We start from the raw sequence: 18004 nt of genomic DNA on the forward strand, positions 1-18004 counted from the left end.
CGCAAGTTATGCGAGGCTATTTTGAGTCAGCTTGTTGTTAATCCTGCTGAACTTTTATCTCGCCCTCAGGCTGCGTTTCTTTCTGCATCTCTTTCTCTGCTAACTTAGCCTTCTCAATCATAGGGGTAATGGTTGAGCCTTGAATCAAGATGGAGAACACCACAACCGAGTAGGTCATGACCATGATGATCTCTTTAACGTCGATGAGCTTATCCTCAATCACCCAGATACCGGACGGGATAGAGAGTGCCATTGCCAGCGCAAGACCGCCGCGTAAGCCACCCCACGTTAAAATACGCACCGACCAAGGGTTATAGCGGCGATAGCGCTTAAAGCCCACGTAGGCCAGCGCTACACTCAAATAACGCGCACAAAGTACAAGCGGTACTGAAACGGCCATCATGATCCAGTCTTCTTGATGGAATTGGAATAGCAGCATCGACATACCGATGAGTAGGAACAGCACACCATTTAAGAATTCGTCCACAAGCTCCCAGAAGTGGTCGAGGTGTTCCTCTGACTGTTTTGAAAAGCCAATGTAACGTGTCCAGTTGCCAATCATAATACCCGACACCACCATTGAAAGTGGTCCAGAGACATGAAGGAACTCAGCAAAGGCGTAGCCGGCTGTTGGGATACCAATAGTCAGCAGGAGTTCCATTGAATGATCGTCGGTTGAGCTAATGAGGTAATGGAATACGAGACCGAGTGCAAAACCATAGGCAATACCGCCAATTGCTTCTTGCAGGAACAGAGCCGTTACACTGCCCACCGTTGGTGCTTCACTACCGAATGCAATGGTAAATAGCGTAACAAAAATAACTAGGCCAAAACCGTCGTTGAAGAGTGACTCACCTTCGACTTGGGTTGAGACTCTTTGCGGAGCATTGAGCTTTTTCACAATGGCAAGAACGGCGATAGGGTCGGTAGGGGAGATCAAGGCGCCGAATAGCAAGCAGTAGATAAGATCAAATTGAAGGCCAATCAGTAAACAGAAGCCATACAGCACAAACCCGATAAAGAAGGTAGAGAATAGCGTCGCGCCTAAAGCAAGGACGGTAATTTCCCATTTTTGATCTTTAAGGTGGGGCAGTTTGATACCTAAACCACCGGCAAACAGCAGGAAGCCGAGGATCCCTTGGAGTAGGAAGTCTTCAAAATCGATATCAGCGACGGTTTCGGTCGCGAGTTCGGTTAACTGAAACCAATCATTTTGGCCTGCGATTAAGATGAGCAGTGATAGCATCATAGCGCCGGCAGTAATTGCAATGGTGGTTTGCATCTTACCTATCTTGCTATTTATTAGAGCAATTAACATGGCTGCTGCGGACAAAAAGCATAAAGTCTGATAGACGGACATCACTTCACCTAGATATGTAAATAAATGTTAATGGGATTTTGTTCTTCTCACCTGTGAATATCAATCACTATTTGTGAATTTATTCTTCGCACTTATAGATTAGGGCGAGTTACGCGATGTTGTTGTTTTTTATTCACTCAGTCGAGTGAGTAGACAACGAACAACTTGTTTCTGTTCCGAGAGTCCGATAATTTGAGGGGATAACAAATCAGTAAAGATTTTTTAGACGTCTAGATTTCTAAAAAATCTGTGATACGATGACAGCATTAGCAAGGAATGAGGCAGTATCGTGGGAAGCAGTAAGTACGTTGAAGGCAAGAAAGCTCTTAGCAAAAAAACTCAGATAGAAAATCAGCTCAAGCAGCGTATTCTTTTGATCGATGGTGGTATGGGCACCATGATCCAAGGATACAAACTTGAGGAAGAGGACTATCGCGGCGAGCGTTTTGCAGATTGGCAGTGTGATCTTAAAGGCAACAATGACCTTTTAGTATTAACTCAGCCAGACCTGATTAAAGAGATCCATAGTGCCTACCTAGAAGCGGGTGCGGACATTCTTGAAACTAACACCTTCAACGCTACCACGATCGCTATGGCAGATTACGAGATGGAATCACTGAGTGAGGAAATCAACTACGAAGCCGCTAGACTTGCCAGAATTGCTGCCGATGAGTGGACAGCCAAAACGCCAGAGCGACCTCGTTATGTTGCCGGTGTTCTTGGTCCAACCAACCGTACGTGTTCTATCTCCCCAGACGTAAATGATCCGGGCTATCGTAATGTTAGCTTTGATGAGCTGGTGGAGGCGTACTCAGAGTCTACTCGCGCGCTGATTCGCGGCGGCAGTGACCTTATTCTTATTGAAACCATCTTCGATACGCTGAATGCAAAAGCCTGTTCATTCGCGGTTGAATCCGTATTTGAAGAGCTAGGCATTGAGCTTCCAGTGATGATCTCAGGCACCATTACCGATGCGTCTGGTCGTACCCTTTCAGGGCAAACTACCGAAGCTTTCTACAACGCATTGCGCCACGTGAAGCCAATCTCTTTCGGTCTCAACTGTGCTCTTGGACCTGATGAGTTAAGACAATATGTTGAAGAGATGTCTCGCATCTCCGAGGGCTTCGTCTCTGCGCACCCGAATGCCGGTCTACCGAATGCCTTTGGTGAATACGACCTCTCTCCTGAAGACATGGCTGAGCACATCGGTGAGTGGGCACGAAGCGGCTTCCTAAACCTAGTGGGTGGCTGTTGTGGTACTACGCCTGAACACATTCGCCAGATGGCTCAGGCTGTCGAGGGTGTGACTCCTCGTCCACTGCCTGAGCTCCCTGTTGCTTGTCGGCTATCTGGTCTAGAGCCACTTACTATTGAGAAAGAATCGCTATTCATTAACGTTGGTGAGCGTACCAACGTGACAGGTTCTGCACGCTTTAAGCGCCTTATCAAAGAAGAGCTTTATGATGAAGCGCTAGAAGTGGCTCGTCAGCAGGTTGAAAATGGCGCGCAGATCATCGATATCAACATGGATGAGGGCATGCTAGATGCTGAAGCCTGCATGGTTCGATTCCTAAATCTGTGTGCCTCTGAGCCTGAGATCTCCAAAGTGCCTATCATGGTGGATTCCTCAAAGTGGGAAGTCATCGAAGCGGGCCTTAAGTGTATCCAAGGTAAGGGCATTGTTAACTCCATCTCGCTAAAAGAAGGCAAAGAGAAGTTTGTTGAACAAGCGAAGCTGATCCGCCGTTATGGCGCAGCCGTTATCGTGATGGCGTTTGACGAAGTGGGTCAGGCGGAAACTCGCGAGCGTAAGCTAGAAATCTGTACCAATGCTTATCGTATTCTTGTTGATGAAGTTGGCTTCCCACCAGAAGACATCATCTTTGACCCGAATATCTTCGCGGTAGCGACGGGTATTGAAGAGCACAATAACTACGCAGTCGACTTTATTGAAGCAGTAGCAGACATTAAACGTGACTTACCGCATGCGATGATCTCTGGTGGTGTATCGAACGTTTCCTTCTCGTTCCGTGGTAACAACTATGTTCGTGAAGCGATTCATGCCGTGTTCCTTTACCACTGTTTTAAGAATGGTATGGACATGGGTATCGTTAACGCCGGTCAGCTTGAGATCTACGATAACGTTCCAGACAAGCTGCGTGAGGCTGTAGAGGATGTGGTACTCAACCGTCGTGATGATGGAACCGAGCGTCTGCTTGATATTGCCGCTGAATACGCAAACAAAGGCGTTGGTAAAGAAGATGATGCCAGTGCGCTAGAGTGGCGTACTTGGCCAGTAGAAAAGCGCTTAGAGCATGCGCTTGTGAAAGGTATTACCGAGTTCATCGTTGAAGATACCGAAGAAGCGCGCGTCAATGCCTCAAAACCTCTCGAGGTAATTGAAGGTCCTTTGATGGATGGCATGAACGTGGTCGGTGACCTATTTGGCGAAGGTAAGATGTTCCTTCCTCAGGTAGTGAAATCTGCGCGTGTTATGAAGCAGGCCGTGGCGCATCTAGAGCCATTTATTAATGCGTCCAAGCAGGCGGGCTCGAGCAACGGTAAGATCCTTCTTGCCACCGTTAAAGGCGATGTTCACGATATCGGTAAGAACATCGTTGGCGTGGTTCTGCAGTGTAACAACTACGAGATCATTGACCTTGGTGTCATGGTGCCTTGCGAAAAGATCCTTAAAGTCGCCAAAGAAGAAAACGTCGACATCATTGGTCTGTCAGGTCTAATTACGCCATCGCTTGATGAGATGGTTCACGTCGCCAAAGAGATGGAGCGTCAAGGTTTCGACCTGCCGCTATTGATTGGCGGCGCGACGACATCTAAGGCGCACACTGCGGTTAAGATTGAGCAGAACTACAGCGAGCCTGTGGTTTATGTCAACAACGCATCACGTGCAGTGGGTGTGTGTACTTCGCTACTTTCTAACGAACTAAAGCCTGCGTTTGTTGAGAAGCTAGATATTGATTACGAGCGCGTCCGCGACCAGCACAATCGTAAAAAGCCACGCACTAAGCCAGTCACATTGGAAAAAGCGCGTGAAAACAAGGTAGATATCGACTGGCAGAATTACACGCCGCCAAAACCGGCTAAGCCAGGCGTGCACGTGTTTGAAGATTTCGATGTTGCGACACTGCGTAATTACATCGACTGGACACCATTCTTTATGACGTGGTCGCTGGTGGGCAAATACCCAGCCATTCTAGAGCACGAAGAAGTAGGTGAAGAGGCGAAACGTTTGTACAAAGACGCTAACGACCTACTCGATCGCGTTGAACGAGAAGGGTTGCTAAAAGCTGCGGGCATGTGTGCATTGTTCCCAGCAGCGTCTGTGGGTGACGACATCGAAGTTTATACCGATGAAACACGCAGTGAAGTTCGCACTGTCCTTCATAACCTTCGCCAGCAAACTGAAAAACCAAAAGGCTTTAACTACTGTCTATCGGACTACATTGCACCGAAGGAGAGTGGCAAGCAAGATTGGATTGGTGCCTTCGCGGTAACCGGTGGCATTGGCGAACGAGAACTTGCCGATGAATACAAGGCGCAAGGTGATGATTACAATGCCATCATGATCCAAGCGGTAGCTGACCGATTAGCTGAAGCTTTTGCTGAGTACCTGCACGAGAAAGTGCGTAAAGAAATCTGGGGCTACTCTGCGGATGAAGCGTTGTCGAACGACGACCTTATCCGTGAGAAATACCAAGGTATTCGCCCTGCACCTGGCTACCCAGCGTGTCCAGAGCACACAGAGAAAGGCTCGTTATGGGAGATGCTTAATGTCGAAGAGACTATAGGTATGTCGCTGACCAGTAGCTACGCGATGTGGCCGGGCGCGTCGGTATCGGGTTGGTACTTCTCGCACCCTGACTCTCGCTACTTTGCTATTGCTCAGATTCAGCAAGACCAAGTTGATAGCTACGCGGATCGAAAAGGTTGGAGCTTGGAAGAAGCTGAAAAGTGGCTTGGTCCTAACATCAACTAGTCATAGATTAAAACGCAAAACGGCACCGAAAGGTGCCGTTTTTTCTTGGGTATTCAATTCTGATTAGTGTTTTGTCTTTGGGAAAACCTTCACCATCTTAATGCGGTTTTCCTCAAGCTCTACTATTTCCATCTGATGGTCAGCGACCTGCACGCTTAGGTGGCTTTCAGGGATGTCTTCTAAGTACTCTAGAATCAAACCGTTTAAGGTGCGCGGGCCGTCAGTTGGGAGTGTCCACTTAAGCCCTTTATTGATGTCTCGAATGTTAGCACTGCCCTCAATAAGGAAACTGCCATCGCCTTGAGGCGTAATTTCGTCAGACAGAGTAGGCGCCATTGAGGTGGTAAACTCGCCCACGATCTCTTCCAGAATATCTTCGAGAGTCACGAGCCCATTGATATCACCATACTCATCAACGATAAGACCGATACGCTCTTTATTGCGTTGGAACTTAAGCATCTGCACGTTGAGAGGTGTCCCTTCAGGGATGAAGTAAACTTCGTCTGCACTTCGCAGCAGGGTCTCTTTTGTGAACTCGTTTTTCTCAAGCATCAGACGATATGATTCACGTAGTCTCAACATGCCAACGACTTCATCGATTTGATCTCGATACAGCACCACTCTGCCATGAGGCGAGTGCGTTAGCTGACGAACAATCGATTTCCAGTCATCGTTGATATTGATGCCGGTGATCTCGTTACGTGGAATCATGATGTCGTTTACGGTCACGTGCTCAAGGTCGAGGATCGAAATCAACATATCTTGGTGGCGGCGAGGGATCAGCGAGCCCGCTTCGTTTACCACTGTTCGCAGCTCTTCTGAACTCAAGTGATCTTCATCGTTATGGTCGACACGAAGTCCAAGCAGGCGGATAAAACCGTTGGTAATGAAGTTGACCAGGATAACCAGAGGCGAGAGCAGCTTCATCAAGATGGTGAGCACGATACTACTCATAAACGACACGCGCTCAGGATAAAGAGCGGCGAGCGTTTTTGGCGTTACTTCTGCGAACACCAAGATAATCATAGTCAGTGCACCTGTCGCGATCGCGACACCGAGGTCACCGAACAAACGCAGACCAAGTACCGTAGCGATTGCAGACGCCAGTATATTAACTAGGTTATTACCGATAAGGATCAGGCCGATGAGTCGATCGGGGCGGCTAAGCAGTTTCTCAACACGCTTTGCACCTTTATGGCCTGTTTTGGATAAGTGTTTAAGTCTGTATCGGTTCAAAGACATCATCCCTGTCTCTGAGCCCGAGAAATAGCCGGAAATTACAATTAGACCTGCAAGGATTGCAAATAAAATACCGGTCGAAATGTCGTCCAATGCCCTAGAATTCCTTTAGTTAATAGCTGGTTAATTTATGAACTACTTAAACCTTATTGTCAACGCGCCTTTGGTCGTAGAGCGTTGATGAAGTCGCCTAGTTCAAGATGATCTCTCTTACAAAGCGGCTGCCAAAGTAAGCGAGTGTGAGAAGTGTGGCCCCAGCAACTGCAAACCAAGTGACTTTTTTGCCGCGCCAGCCCTTTTGATAGTGACCCCATAGAAGCACGGTGTAGATAACCCACGCCATAAACGACAACACACCTTTGTGAGCTTTTCCTTGTGCAAACATATCCTGCACAAATACAAAACCTGTGACCAAGGTAGCGGTTAATAGCCCAGTACCAATCAAGATGATCTTGAAAAGTTGTCTTTCCACCATCATTAATGGAGGAAGGTTAGGGTTGATGGTGAGCGCTTTTTTATTCTTCAGTTTGTGATCTAGCCAAGCTAGTTGAATGGCATAGAGTGCGCCAATCGATAGCGTTGAGTATGAGAAAAGCGCTAGCGAGATATGAATCAGTAGCTTTGGGTTGTGCTCAAGATGAGTGATGAAAGCCGTTGGTACAAAGGTCGCTGCTGATAAGTTGATTGCAGCAAAGCTGTAGACAACAGGAAGCAAAAACCAGATACGTGTTTTCACCATAGCCACGCTCATAAATAGCGAGATGATGAAGCTAATTAAAGACGCGACATTCAGAATACTGAGGTTTTGACCTGCACCACTAAAGATGAGATCGCTGAGTAACACCGCGTGAAAAGTCAGCGCTAAAACAGCACTAACCAGAACAGTTTTCGTACGGATCCCGACCTGATTGACCAAGCCTGGGATGATTGTTGCGATGGCCAAGCTATAAAGAATAGCGGCCGCAATTGCGATTAAACTGTCCATTTTTCCTAAAAAATCGATTGCTTAGAGCCCGAATTATACCCTGCATCGTCCTATTGGGCTACGCCAGATGTAAAAACTATTGACTCGTATTTGATCTTGTTAGATATGACTCTCACTGCTGGCTAAGGTATACTCACTGCAATTGATCGCCAGTTTGAAGCGAAGAGAAAGAAATGTTTGAGAATTTAACGGATCGTCTATCCAAAACGCTGAAGAATATCAGCGGTAAAGGTCGTCTGACCGAAGACAACATCAAAGACACGCTGCGCGAAGTTCGCATGGCGCTACTTGAGGCGGACGTTGCTCTGCCCGTTGTTCGTGAGTTTATCAAAGGTGTTAAAGAGCGCGCTGTTGGTGTTGAGGTGTCTAAATCACTTACGCCAGGTCAGGAGTTCATCAAGATTGTTCAAGCTGAGCTTGAGCAAGTTATGGGTGAATCGAACGAAGCGCTTGATCTTGCTGCGCAGCCGCCAGCTGTCATTCTTATGGCGGGCCTGCAAGGTGCAGGTAAAACCACCAGTGTGGGCAAGCTCTCTAAGCTTCTAAATGAGCGCGAGAAAAAGAAAGTACTGGTTGTGTCTGCCGACGTATACCGTCCAGCGGCAATCAAGCAGCTTGAAACACTAGCCGGTGATGTGGGTGTGGACTTCTTCCCATCGACAGCCGATCAAAAGCCAATCGACATTGCTAATGCTGCTATCGACCACGCTAAGAAGAAATTCTACGACGTATTGATTGTCGATACCGCAGGTCGCCTAGCGGTTGACCACGAAATGATGGATGAAATCCAGCAGCTTCATACAGCAATCAACCCAGTTGAAACCCTGTTCGTGGTTGACGCCATGACAGGTCAAGATGCGGCGAACACAGCTAAAGCCTTCGGTGATGCACTGCCACTAACAGGTGTAATCCTGACTAAGGTGGATGGTGATGCACGTGGTGGTGCGGCGCTTTCAGTTCGCCATATCACCGGCAAGCCAATTAAGTTCTTGGGTGTAGGTGAGAAGACTGACGCTCTAGAACCGTTCCACCCAGACCGCGTGGCTTCACGTATCCTTGGTATGGGTGACGTTCTTTCTCTTATCGAAGACCTTCAGCGTAATGTCGATACAGAGAAAGCTGAGAAGATGGCGAAGAAGTTCAAGGAGAAGAAAGGTTTTGACCTTGAAGACTTCCGCGAACAGCTTGGTCAGATGCAGAACATGGGCGGCATGATGGGCATGATGGATAAACTTCCAGGCATGTCAAACCTACCTGACAACGTCAAAGATAAAGTTGACGACAAGATGTTCAAGCAGATGGAAGCCATCATCAACTCGATGACAATGAAAGAGCGTCAGCGTCCTGAACTTATCAAAGGCTCTCGCAAAAAACGTATCGCGGCAGGTTCTGGTACTCAGGTACAAGATGTGAACCGCCTGCTTAAGCAATTCACCCAAATGCAGAAGATGATGAAGAAGATGCAGAAAGGTGGCATGCGCGGCATGATGCGTAATATGCAGGGCATGATGGGTGGCATGGGCGGTATGGGCGGCGGTGGCAATCCGTTTGGCCGATAATCTCGCAATTCGCGAAGGGTAACAGAGCGACTGAAAGCAACTCATTGATCTTTCAAACTGTTACCCAGCTCACATCTTCACCAGAGCCCAAAAACTGGTGAAAAAATAGCTAAACCCCTTGCAATGCCTCGGAATAAGAGTAAAATTCCGAGGCTTTATTTTGGCACGAGACCTCAGGTTGCTCATTTGAGAAACATTTCTGAGGTCATTTTTATTATTGAGAAAGCAAAGAGGACGATATGGTTACCATTCGTTTGGCACGTCACGGCGCTAAGAAGCGTCCATTCTATCAAATCGTAGTAGCGGACAGCCGCAATGCAGCAACTGGCCGTTTCATCGAGAAAGTGGGTTTCTTTAACCCAACTGCTAAAGGTCAAGAAGAAGGTCTACGTCTAGACCTAGAGCGCGTTAACCACTGGGTTGGTCAAGGCGCAACAGTTTCTGACCGCGTTGCTAAGCTAGTTAAAGACGCTCAAAAAGCGGCTTAATTCTAGTTAAGTAAGCAGTATGTCGTCGATGAAAGGTAAAGACACAATGAGCAATCAAGACGAAAGAATTGTTGTAGGTAAATTTGGTTCTACTTACGGCATTCGCGGATGGCTTAAGGTGTTTACCTACACAGACAATCCTGAAAGTATTTTCGATTACAGCCCTTGGTATATTAACCAAAAAGGGTGAATGGGTAGAGTACAAAGTTGAAAGTTGGAAGCGCCATAACAAAGGTATGGTGTGTAAGCTAGAAGGTCTTGAGGTTCGTGAAGAAGCTCACCTACTGACCAACTTCGAGATTGCAATCGACCCAGCTGTGCTACCAGAGCTGTCAGAAGATGAATTCTACTGGCGCGAATTGTTCGGTATGAAAGTAGTGACCACGAAAGGTTATGACCTAGGGGAAGTAACTGACATCATGGAAACTGGTTCGAACGATGTTTTGGTTGTGAAAGCAAATCTGAAAGATGCTTTTGGGCAAAAGGAACGGTTGGTACCGTACCTTGAAGAGCAAGTGATCAAGAAAGTTGATCGCGAAGCTCAACGGATCGAAGTTGACTGGGATCCTGGATTCTAATTCATTTTTAGTAACTCAATAGAGCGAGAGAACAGATGTGGGTTGGCGTAATTAGCCTGTTTCCAGACATGTTCCGCAGCGTTACTGATTATGGAGTAACAGGTCAAGCGGTTAAAAAAGGTCTACTGTCGATTGAGACATGGAATCCTCGTGATTTCACTCACGACAAACATCGCACTGTCGATGATAGACCTTACGGTGGTGGTCCTGGTATGTTGATGATGGTTCAGCCATTGCGCGATGCCATTCAGGCAGCCAAACAGGCATCACCGGGTAAGACGAAAGTCATTTACCTTTCTCCTCAAGGTCGTAAGCTCGACCAGACTGGGGTAGAAGAACTAGCGAAAAACGACAACCTTGTGTTGATTTGTGGACGCTATGAAGGGGTAGATGAGCGCATCATCCAAACTGAGGTTGACGAAGAATGGTCAATCGGAGATTTTGTGATGACAGGTGGGGAAATCCCAGCCATGACGCTAATCGACTCAGTCTCACGGTTTGTTCCGGGAGTACTAGGCGATTTTGCTTCAGCAGAAGAAGACTCTTTTGCAAATGGCTTACTAGATTGTCCACACTATACGCGCCCTGAAGTTCTAGACGATTTAGAGGTACCAAGTGTCCTCAAGTCTGGTAACCACAAGGACATTCGTCGCTGGCGACTACAGCAGTCGTTAGGCCGTACTTGGCTAAGAAGACCGGAGCTCCTGGAAAACCTAGCTCTGACTGACGAACAGGAACAATTACTTGCCGAGTTCATTAAAGAAACTCGAAATAACAGCAAGTAACCTATTTAATTTAGTATCAGTTTATTCTAGGAATTTAAGAACATGAGTAACATCATCAAGGCTCTTGAAGAAGAGCAAATGAAATCAGACCTACCTAAATTTGCACCAGGTGACACTGTTGTAGTTCAGGTTAAAGTAAAAGAAGGTGATCGTGAGCGTCTACAGGCTTACGAAGGCGTTGTAATCGCTATCCGTAACCGTGGTCTTCACTCTGCTTTCACTGTTCGTAAGATCTCGAACGGCGAAGGTGTTGAGCGTACGTTCCAAACTCACTCTCCAATGGTTGATAGCATCGAAGTTAAACGCCGTGGTGCAGTACGTCGTGCCAAGCTGTACTACCTACGTGAGCGTTCTGGTAAGTCTGCTCGTATCAAAGAGAAACTTGCTAAGAAGTAATGCTATTTTACTAGCGTTCTCAAATATTAAGCGGAGTCCTCGGACTCCGCTTTTTTATGTTTGAAGTCATGGTGATGTTGTGCCCTACGCACGTTACTCCACTGGCCGTGCATCTGCACAGGTAGCAATCAACATAAGTTTTGGTGATCGCTTCAATAAGATCCCTGCCTACGCAGGGATGACGGTAATTTTGGAGTTATTGTGCTCACAGCATGCCTCATTCCACTGACCGTGCGTCTACGTAGGCAGGAATCTATTTAAGGCCAGGCAGTCGTTTCAAAAAGTCCCTTGTCTACGCAGAAATGATGATTTTGAGTAATTGTACTCAAAGCGCGCGTCATTCCACTGGCCGTGCGCCTACAGAGGCAGGAATCTACTTAAGGCATGGTGAACGCTTCAAAAAGCCCTCGTCTGTGCATGGATGAGGATAAAATCGAGTTGTTGTACTTATAGCGAGCGTCATTCCTGCGCATGCAGGAATCTACTCAAGGCTTGGTGATCGCTTCAACAAGATCCCTGCCTACGCAGGGATGACGATAAGTTTAATTAGGGGGGGGAGGGATCCAGCGAGGTTAGTAACTATCTTCCGACCAGCCATCGCTGTCTGACATGTCTGGTGCGCCCGGAATGGTGTTCTCTTCATCCGCCCACTCACCAAAATCAATCATTTGGCACTGCTTAGAGCAGAATGGACGAAACGGGCTTTCTTCACCCCATACCACGTCTTTTTTACATTGTGGGCATGGGACAACGGTTGGTTTACTCATAATGGTTCCTGAGTGCGACTATTAGGTAAAGCTGAACTAGTTACAAACGGCTAATTCAAATTCGATATCGTTAGGGTAGGCTTGCCCCGACTCAAAGGCAATAAACTTCACTGAAAAACGGTTTTTATGCCCAGATACCATTGGATACACGCCATAGTGCATGGGAATATTGAGTCGCAATATATTGGCTTCTTCGGCATCACTTTGGAAAAATCCCGCTCGAGCAATCTCTGGTTTAAAGCGACCTGTTTCGCGCGTTAGTTTGAGCCACATGTGTAGGGCATCCATTAATGGCTTGAGTGAACTTAGCCATTTTTCCGCATCGTGCATACGTTTATCGAGCGGTAGGTGCAACCAGTAGTGCAGAGTCGGAAGATCAAAGCAGCATGAACCACCTGGCAAGCCAAATCGTTGGCGAATGGTGCTTAAGAATCTGTCCTCTTTGAAAGATTGTCCAAATCGTTCAGCCGCCATCAACTCGCGATGGACACCATCGAGGTCACGAAGAATAGAGCCCAGCATCTCTTGATCAACATCATCGACGTTCAGCCAAGCACGGTAGGTTTGTCTCTGCTTCTCAAGATCTTTCGCCAACTCACTTTTTAGCTGGATCTGTTCAAAGATCTCCAATAAATCAAATATGGATTTGAAGAAGATTTGGTGCTGGTTGCTATCTGAAAAAGACGAGGAATGTTGTAGCTGTCTCAGTAGAGATTCAACTCTTAGGTAAATTCTTGTTTTTTCATTAAGAGGGTGTTCGAATCTATTTGTGATCATCTGCTAGCCTTTAAACGCTTCCATGCTATTTTCACCGATTTTTACCGCATAATGCTAGGTACTTTTGGTGCAATTGTGTGACTTGGGGCAAAAGTTGAGCGTTGTCAGTATTATTATCAATCACATCATCAGCATGCATTAGCCGTGTGTCTCTATCGACTTGTGCTTTGAGTATAGAACGCACCTGTTCCTCAGGCACCCCGTCACGTGTCATTGTTCGGTTAATTTGTGTCTGGGCATTAACATCGACGACCAACACTCTGTCCGCCATACCTTGAAGGTTGTTCTCAATCAGCAGGGGTACAACAAGTAATGTGTACGGACTTGTCGAGGCTTGAAGCCTTGCCAGCATTTGCTCTCGAATCATTGGATGAAGTAGGTTGTTCAACCAAGTCTTCTCTTCATCATTCGCAAAGATACGTGCCCGTAATTTAGCTCGATTTAGTGAGCCATCTGGTTGCAAAATATCTGCGCCAAAGTGTGTCTCTAACGCAGCTAATCCCTCAGAACCGATATCAACCACATCTCTTGCGACCACATCGGCATCGACAAGTTCAATTCCAAACTCATCACGAAACAAATTTGCTACCGTGGTCTTGCCGCTTGCGATTCCACCGGTTAAACCAACAACAAACCCCATTAATACACTCCTGTCGTTATCGCAAGATAGGCATACGTAATCTGACTGCCCCACAGTGCGCTGACCCAGCCAGCAATGGCAAGGTAAGGACCAAATGGGAACGCCGTATCGATGCCTTTGCTCTGCATTCTAAGCTGAATGAGACCAAACACAACGCCTACAACAGAAGAAAGTAGAATAATCATAGGAAGGAACTGCCAGCCTAACCATGCGCCGAGAGCTGCGAGCAGTTTAAAGTCACCATAACCCATCCCTTCTTTACCTGTTGCTAGCTTGAACAGCCAGTACACAGACCAAAGGCATAGATAACCCGCGATGGCGCCAATAACAGAATCCTGAAGTGAGATAGGAGAGATACCCAACAAGGCTAATGCGACCCCAACCCAAAGCAGTGGTACAGTGAGTTGATCTGGGAGCAACATAGTATCAAGGTCGATAAATGTCGCACTGATGAGTACCAAGGTCATACCAATAAGCGCAATACTGTACCAGCTAAATCCCAGGTACCATGCGACGATTCCACACATTGCGGCGGTGAGCAGTTCAACTAACGGATACCGACTGCTTATCTTGTTATCGCAGTGGCGACAGCGACCTTTTAGGATCAGCCAGCTCAACACGGGGATGTTATCTAGGATGCGAATTGGCGTCTTACACTTAGGGCAAGCACTGCGTGGCACGCTGAGATTGTACTGTCCCTCTGGGGGCGTGATTTTGTACTCTGGAAAAGCCTCGGCACATTCCTCTCGCCAACCGCGTTCCATCATAATAGGCAAGCGATGAATCACGACGTTGAGAAAGCTGCCCATAATCAAACCAAAAATGGTGGCGAAGACAACGAACAACCAAGGATAATAAATCAACACGTCCATTTAGGGGTACACTGGCAATAAATCAATAAGTTAATGTCTATGTTAGCCTATTACTGTCATTAAGTTAAAGATGGGAAGGTACATTGCGACCACAAGTCCACCGACTAGGGTTCCCAAAAAAGACAATGATAAAAGGCTCGAGAATCTTACCGAGGTTATCCACCGTGTTGTCGACTTCGGCTTCGTAGATGGATGCAACGCGATTCAACATATCATCCAATGTGCCAGACTCTTCACCTATCATCACCATCTGCAACACCATTTCTGGGAAAGCATTGGCTTGTCGCATCGCTAAGTGGATTGGAACACCTGCAACGATATCAGTGTGGATCGATGTGATGACCTGCTGGTAGAAAAGGTTATCCGCCGTCTTTGCACTGGTTTGGATGCTCGATAAGATTGGGATACCTGCACTAAAGCTAGTAGAGAGTGTGCGGCTAAACTTAGCAATGGATGCCTTGGTAATAACCTGTCCGATAATAGGAACAGTAAGGGCTAAACGGCTGGTTGATAGACGAATGGCGAAACTTCGTTGCCTCGCGACTTTTAGCCCTAAGGTGCTAATAATGACTAAGTTAACTACTAAGAATCCATTTTCCTGAAACCATCTTGATAGATTAAGGACTTGAACCGTAAACCATGGCAGTGAAGCATTAAAGCCGCGAAACATGGATTCAAACTCAGGTACTACCGTGGTTAGCATGAGATAGGTAACTCCGAGTGAGACCAAAAGAATCATCACAGGATAGATAAGGGCTTTTATCACTTTTGAACGTAGCATTTCTTGTTTTTCCCGATAATCGGCCAAGCGTTCAAATACCCCAGCTAGATTCCCTGAGTTTTCTCCCGTAGCGACCATATCAACGTAAAAACTGTCAAAATGGCGGCTAGCGAATTGCATGACTCGTGATATCGGTGTGCCAGCCTCAAGCCCTTTACTGATCTGCGATAGTACAGACTTCATTTCGGCTTTAGATTGATTGTCTGCTATGAGCTTAATGGCGTGGACAATCGGTATTCCAGTGCTGAGCATGGTTGCCAGTTGTCGGGTGAGTACCGTCATGTCCTTACTATTGATGCGTTGAGTCAGTCTCGTCCAAGTAGAGAGGCTACGGCGTTTTATCTTTCGGACTTGGATATGCTGCTGCTTTAGCGACGCTCTAGCTTCCATCTCGGTGATGGCGAGCGTTTGTCCAGAGACTTTTTTACCTTGGCTGTTCACTCCCTTCCAGTGGAATGCGCTTAGTGTTGGCTCAGTCTTACCCACTATATCCTCCCGATACTAAAAGTAGAGCACGCGTTGCAGTTCGCGGTAGCTAGTAATGCCAGCGATTAGCTTTTCCACACCAGATTGCTTTAGCGTCTTCATTCCCTGGGCCTTAGCAATAGCTTCTATTTCATTTAGGCTTGCGCTAGTGACTACCGCGCTGGCGAGTTCATGAGTAAACGCCATTACCTCATAGATACCAGTCCTACCGAGATAACCATGATTACAATGGTTACAGCCTTGCTCGTTGGCGAGGTAGACTATCGACTCATTGGGAATGTTGAGGGAGTGACGAAGTTGAGGGGACATTGGGTCTGGTATCTTACAACACTCACACAGCTTTCGTGCTAAGCGCTGAGCAATGATCAACGATAGAGAGGACGACAGGTTGATAGCGTCGACACCCATGTTTTTGAGCCTAATGACGGTCTCTGCGGCCGAGTTGGTGTGCAGTGTAGATAACACAAGGTGGCCCGTTTGAGCTGCTTTGACCGCAATTTCGGCGGTTTCGATATCTCGGATTTCGCCGAGCATGACAATATCGGGATCTTGTCTTAAAAAAGATCGAAGGGCGGTAGAGAAATCAAAGCCGATCTTTGGATTGATCTGAACTTGATTGATGCCCTCAAGATGAATCTCAACCGGATCTTCAGCAGTAGAAATATTGCGCTCTGCGGTATTGAGAATGCTAAGTCCAGTGTATAGCGAAACGGTTTTTCCACTGCCAGTGGGACCTGTCATTAGGATCATACCTTGGGGCTTTTTTAGTGCGGTGAGGTAAAGCGATTTTTGTTGCTCGGTATAACCTAGCTGATCAATGTTGAGCTGGGTGGCATCGGCGTCCAAAAGTCTTAACACGATTTTCTCACCCCACATTGTGGGTAGGGTTGAAACGCGCATGTCGATAGAGGCTGCTTCAGAGAGTTTCAGTTTCAGTCGACCGTCTTGCGGTAAGCGCCTTTCGGCGATATCAAGTTTAGCCAAGATCTTAATCCGAGCTGCCAATCGACGACTAAGCTGCGTCGCAGGCTGGTGAGTCTCTATCAAGATGCCATCACAGCGAAGCCGTATTCGATAAGAGTGCTCATAAGGTTCGAAATGAATATCCGAGGCTTTCTTGCGCACGGCATCCGTCAATACCTGATGAATAAAGCGACTTACAGGAGAGTCATCTTGGGAGAGGTCTTCGACGTTCTCGAGCTCCGAATCGCTGATTGGGACTAGGTTGGTTAGTGCTTCAGAAGTGAGCTCTCTAAAGCTAGGATTGATGCCCTTATGGTTTTCGCCATAAAGACGCTTAATGGCCGATGTGATATCAAGGCAATCACAGACGACGAGCTCTATCTGTAGTCCAGTCGCAAAACGAAAATCATTTTCTAACTCGACAATGCTCGGGTCTGATATTGCGATAGAGAGGGTGTGGCTATTTTGCTTGATCGGAATTGCGTGGTTTTTTACGATTAGCTCACGTAATCCTGCTGTTCGACAAAGCTCTATGTAGTTGTAGTCATGCAGTTGTGTAGCGGGCAGAGCAAATAGTTTCTCTAAAGCCGAAGTTAAGTCTTGGGCTGTCAGCCAGCCCAATTCCACAATGATTGATGGAACAGACTCCATACTTGATTGCGTGCATTCTATTAGACGATCTTTTTGACTCTCTGAAATAATATGAGCCTCAGCAAGAACGCTAGGCAGCCTACTTATGCTCAAAGCTAGTTACAGCCTTTTGGAAGCAATTCACTATCAATATTTGCTGCTTGGCAGCTCCAGCTTCCTTCGGTGGTTCTCACAAGGTCTAGGGTATTTCCAGCCACCTTAGGGCTTGATTTTCCCGTCTCAAAACTTACGCGAATGGTGCCTGCTGCTCCGCTGTTGCCCGTTAAAGTAATAGTACCTAGAGCATAGGATTGCGGAATGCCATAGCTTGCGGCACTTGCTGGATTCGGAAACTGACCATTTGATAAGGTTTCCGTTTCAATAGGCGTTCTTAATGCAGACAAAGTTGCAAGGGCAGACGATGTTTCACTTTTTGCAATATAGTTTTGGTAAGTAGGTAGTGCCACTGCAGCCAGTACCCCGATCACCGCGACGACAATCATTAACTCAATCAAGGTAAAACCTTGTTGCTTGTTTGCTTTGTTCATTTGTATTCCCTTAACTAAATTAGTTGCACATAGCGAACATACTCCTGAGATTTAACCCAATAAAGTTAATGGGTTAACGCCCTAGAACAGGTTCTAAAAAATGAAGGCCCATTGCATGTCGTTGCATTTTGGGTGCGACTGACTCTGAAGGTT

The 18004-nt window shown here is 46.9% G+C and carries 14 protein-coding genes and 2 pseudogenes; 6 read left to right on the top strand and 10 right to left on the bottom strand.

Going from position 1 to position 18004, the window contains the following annotated elements; translation table 11 throughout:
- Positions 1-37 precede the first annotated feature (37 nt).
- A complete protein-coding gene (locus AC6I8Y_RS02190) occupies positions 38-1360 on the bottom strand; it encodes a cation:proton antiporter (protein WP_498020709.1) in 1323 nt (440 codons plus the stop codon).
- Between the two features lie 343 nt (positions 1361-1703).
- On the opposite strand from AC6I8Y_RS02190, the gene metH reads away from it, so the two are divergent.
- The gene (gene metH / locus AC6I8Y_RS02195) at positions 1704-5357 is read left to right on the top strand and encodes a methionine synthase (RefSeq protein WP_498021422.1); all 3654 of its coding nucleotides are present in this window, start codon (positions 1704-1706) and stop codon (positions 5355-5357) included.
- A gap of 63 nt (positions 5358-5420) precedes the next feature.
- Here metH and AC6I8Y_RS02200 read toward each other — a convergent pair whose 3' ends face one another.
- On the bottom strand, positions 5421-6689 hold the full coding sequence (locus AC6I8Y_RS02200; RefSeq protein ID WP_498020710.1) for an HlyC/CorC family transporter: 1269 nt from the start codon (positions 6687-6689) through the stop codon (positions 5421-5423).
- A 97-nt stretch (positions 6690-6786) separates the two neighbouring features.
- The gene (locus AC6I8Y_RS02205; RefSeq protein WP_128647936.1) at positions 6787-7581 is read right to left on the bottom strand and encodes a cytochrome C assembly family protein; all 795 of its coding nucleotides are present in this window, start codon (positions 7579-7581) and stop codon (positions 6787-6789) included.
- 173 nt (positions 7582-7754) lie between these two features.
- On the opposite strand from AC6I8Y_RS02205, the gene ffh reads away from it, so the two are divergent.
- The 5 genes and pseudogenes from ffh (at position 7755) to rplS (ending at position 11387) form a co-directional block, all read left to right on the top strand.
- Entirely contained in the window at positions 7755-9140 is a 1386-nt protein-coding gene (ffh, locus tag AC6I8Y_RS02210) for a signal recognition particle protein (RefSeq protein WP_042475848.1), read from the top strand.
- A 239-nt stretch (positions 9141-9379) separates the two neighbouring features.
- A complete protein-coding gene (rpsP, locus tag AC6I8Y_RS02215; RefSeq protein WP_042475851.1) occupies positions 9380-9628 on the top strand; it encodes a 30S ribosomal protein S16 in 249 nt (82 codons plus the stop codon).
- Positions 9629-9674: 46 nt separating this feature from the next.
- Positions 9675-10206: pseudogene (rimM, locus tag AC6I8Y_RS02220) on the top strand (ribosome maturation factor RimM).
- A gap of 35 nt (positions 10207-10241) precedes the next feature.
- Positions 10242-10991, top strand: a complete 750-nt coding sequence (trmD, locus tag AC6I8Y_RS02225; RefSeq protein WP_498020711.1) for a tRNA (guanosine(37)-N1)-methyltransferase TrmD — start codon at positions 10242-10244, stop codon at positions 10989-10991.
- A gap of 42 nt (positions 10992-11033) precedes the next feature.
- Positions 11034-11387: a 50S ribosomal protein L19 gene (rplS, locus tag AC6I8Y_RS02230; protein WP_112478814.1), complete on the top strand. Its 354-nt coding sequence runs from the start codon at positions 11034-11036 to the stop codon at positions 11385-11387.
- Between the two features lie 572 nt (positions 11388-11959).
- On the opposite strand, the gene yacG is transcribed toward rplS, so the two are convergent.
- The 7 genes and pseudogenes from yacG to AC6I8Y_RS02265 all read right to left on the bottom strand — a co-directional run bounded on the left by yacG (position 11960) and on the right by AC6I8Y_RS02265 (position 17851).
- Positions 11960-12154, bottom strand: coding sequence for a DNA gyrase inhibitor YacG (gene yacG, locus AC6I8Y_RS02235; protein WP_394152886.1), 195 nt, complete (start codon positions 12152-12154; stop codon positions 11960-11962).
- A 36-nt stretch (positions 12155-12190) separates the two neighbouring features.
- Entirely contained in the window at positions 12191-12931 is a 741-nt protein-coding gene (gene zapD / locus AC6I8Y_RS02240; RefSeq protein ID WP_394152888.1) for a cell division protein ZapD, read from the bottom strand.
- 31 nt (positions 12932-12962) lie between these two features.
- Complete coding sequence (gene coaE, locus AC6I8Y_RS02245; protein ID WP_394152889.1) at positions 12963-13571, bottom strand: dephospho-CoA kinase; 609 nt, start codon at positions 13569-13571, stop codon at positions 12963-12965.
- Positions 13571-14443 (bottom strand): prepilin peptidase, encoded by an 873-nt coding sequence (locus tag AC6I8Y_RS02250; RefSeq protein ID WP_498020712.1) that lies wholly within the window; start codon positions 14441-14443, stop codon positions 13571-13573. Before AC6I8Y_RS02250 ends, coaE begins: the two co-directional genes overlap by 1 nt.
- 42 nt (positions 14444-14485) lie before the next feature.
- A pseudogene (locus AC6I8Y_RS02255) lies at positions 14486-15713 on the bottom strand (type II secretion system F family protein).
- Positions 15714-15725: 12 nt separating this feature from the next.
- A complete protein-coding gene (gene pilB, locus AC6I8Y_RS02260) occupies positions 15726-17411 on the bottom strand; it encodes a type IV-A pilus assembly ATPase PilB (protein ID WP_498021423.1) in 1686 nt (561 codons plus the stop codon).
- An 8-nt stretch (positions 17412-17419) separates the two neighbouring features.
- Entirely contained in the window at positions 17420-17851 is a 432-nt protein-coding gene (locus AC6I8Y_RS02265; protein ID WP_498020713.1) for a pilin, read from the bottom strand.
- Positions 17852-18004: the final 153 nt, after the last annotated feature.

The sequence above is a fragment of the Vibrio sp. KUL78 genome (assembly GCF_059725505.1).